At 72.3% G+C, this 2,517-nt stretch carries 2 protein-coding genes; both read right to left on the bottom strand.

The genetic code is table 11. From position 1 onward, the window contains the following. Nucleotides 1-875 (bottom strand): mannose-1-phosphate guanylyltransferase (locus ACFE8Y_RS18040; protein ID WP_375465763.1); only part of this gene is annotated, 875 nt, incomplete at its 3' end. Nucleotides 876-1,513: 638 nt separating this feature from the next. Further along, complete coding sequence (locus tag ACFE8Y_RS18045; RefSeq protein WP_375465764.1) at nt 1,514-2,185, bottom strand: metal ABC transporter permease; 672 nt, start codon at nt 2,183-2,185, stop codon at nt 1,514-1,516. Nucleotides 2,186-2,517 lie beyond the last annotated feature (332 nt).

The following is a 2,517-nucleotide window of genomic DNA, read 5'->3' on the forward strand; positions in this document are numbered from 1 at the left end:
TCGCGGGCCAGCACCTGCCAGACCGCGTCCCAGGTGCCGACGTCCGACCACGGGAAGGAGACCGGCAGCACGCCCGCGCGGTGCGTCCGCTCCATCACAGCGTAGTCGATCGAGATCTTCGGGGCCTTGGCGAAGGCGGCCGCGTCCAGGCGCAGGAAGTCGAGGTCGGCGCTGGCCGCCTCGATGGCGTCGCGGGCGGCCGCGAGCACCACGGGCGCGTGCGCCTCCAGCTCGGCCAGCATCAGGTCGGCGCGGAACAGGAAGTACCCCGAGTTCCACAGGGCGCCCTCCGCGATCAGCGCTTGCGCGCCCGCCGCGTCCGGCTTCTCGACGAAGCGCTCCACCGCGTAGGCGCCCGGCGCCTCGGGCAGGGACCGCCCGCGGCGGATGTAGCCGTAATCGGTGGCCGGCCGCGTCGGCTCGACGCCCAGCGTCATCGTGTAGCCCGCCCGCGCCCCGCGGCCGGCGGCCTGGACGGCGGCACTGAAGGCCTCGGTGTCGCCGATGACGTGGTCGGCGGCCATGATCAGCACCACCGTCTCGGGATCGCGCCGGGCCGCGTGCAGCGCCGCGACCGCCACGGCGGCGGCCGAGTCCCGCCCCTCCGGCTCCAGGATGATGTCGCCGGACATCCCCGCCTGCGCGAGCTGCTCGGCGACGATGAAGCGGGCCTCGCTCGACGCGATCACGGCCGGGCGCGCGAACACCGCCGGATCGGCCACCCGCTTGGCGGTCGCCTGGAACGTTGATTCGCGCATGTCGACCAGCCGCGCGAACTGCTTGGGCATGCTCTCGCGCGAGGCCGGCCACAGCCGCGTGCCCGAGCCGCCGCACAAAATGACCGGCAGGATGTTCTGGGAACGCTCGGTCGTCATCGTCGCCTCCAAAGTGCTCGTCCTCATCATCGTGGCCGACGCCCGTCGCCCGGTCCTCGCCTCGATCCTGCCGCGGACGCGGTCTGCCCGCTTCAGGCGCAGCCACGCTTCCAAGCGTACCCCGCAGGCTTGGCAGCGTGAGGGCGAATGCAAGGCGCGGGCCCGCTATGCCACGTGCGTGGTCCTCAGCGGAAGCACGCGGTCGCGACGTGTGCCGGAATTGGACCTGAGAGACAATGTTGCAGGGCGCAGCGGCAACGCGCTCTGAGAGGCCAAGGGGGTGTCGATCGGTCCGGCCCGAGGACCCGTTCCGAGGAATACGCCGCGTCACAGCCGCGCCGGTCGCCCTGCTGCCGAATGCGCAGAATCGTGGCCGGCCCGGTGGATGCCAGCTCCGATCGGATCAGGCCGGCACGATCCGACCGTCACGCCCCGCCCGGTGTCCGTTCGATCAGGCCGCCGTCTCCAGCCCCGGAAGGGCGGCGAGCGTCTACCCGATGCCGGCTCGGCGCAGTTGATCGTGAGATTCGGGCCGATGCCGTCGCGGCCGCGACGGCATCGGCCCGGCCGAAGGTGCCGTGCAGTTCTGTCCGGAGCGCGGTCCCGCCGATTTCGACGATACCGGACCGGCGGAACCGCTACATCGGCGGGGTGAGGCCGTCCTTGCCGACAGCGACCCGGCGGGCGCCCACCGTCGCGCCGTCGCGCGCCGCCGTGATGAAGGCCTTGGCGCCGGGCTGCAGCACGGACCTGTCCGCCGGCTCGAAGGTGACCACCGGCGCCTGCGGCGGCACCAGTACCGTCTGCGAGCCGTCCGGGTAGGTCACGGTGAGCCTCCGCTCGCCACCCGCGCCGGCGCTGCTCGCCACGGTGCCGTTGGTCATCGCGCTCCTGACCCGCGGGGCCGGGGCCTCGGCCTTCACGGTGCCGTTGGTCATCGCGCTCTTCACCTTGGCGCCGCCGGCTGTCGTGTCCGGGATCATGTCCCAGCCGTAATGCCCCTCGCCGGTGCCGCGCATCGCCTCGGGGAACAGCAACACCTCCAGCGCGACGGGCGGCTCGCCCTTGGTGGCGGTGCCGATGAAGGTGCCGTCCTTGACGTCGTCGAGGCTCGCCTTGACCACCGAGACGAACCGGGTGTCCTCGGCGATCGTGATCGTCTCCTGCACCCCGTCGATCGTCTTGAAGGTGATCGAGCCGGGCTGCACAGCCTCGATCGTCCCGCGCAGGCGCTCCACCTGCGGGGCGGCCTGGGCGGCGACGGTGAGCGTCAGGAGGCTGGCGAGCGTGACGGCCGGGATGCGTGTCATGGGATCTCCGTTGGGTTGTGGCGGACGGGGACTTAGGGCGCGCTCGCACCATGTGACCCGCTGGTCCCTGAAACGTGGTCGCCGGTCGCACCCCGCTTCCGCGAGCCGTTCGGTGCGTGGGCTGCGGCCTTCCGCCCCGAAGCCGGGGCTTGCCGCGAAACCTTTCCGGTCGATCTCGTGTTCGACGAACGGGCATTGCCCTCAACGCGCACCCGGGCAGGCATGCAGATCCACCTCGACGCGGTCGGCGGCATGGCCGGCGACATGTTCGCCGCCGCCCTCCTCGACGCCTTCCCCGAGCACGCCCCCGGCGTGGAGGCGAGCGTGCGCGC

This window comes from uncultured Methylobacterium sp. (assembly GCF_964242245.1).
Classification (GTDB): domain Bacteria; phylum Pseudomonadota; class Alphaproteobacteria; order Rhizobiales; family Beijerinckiaceae; genus Methylobacterium.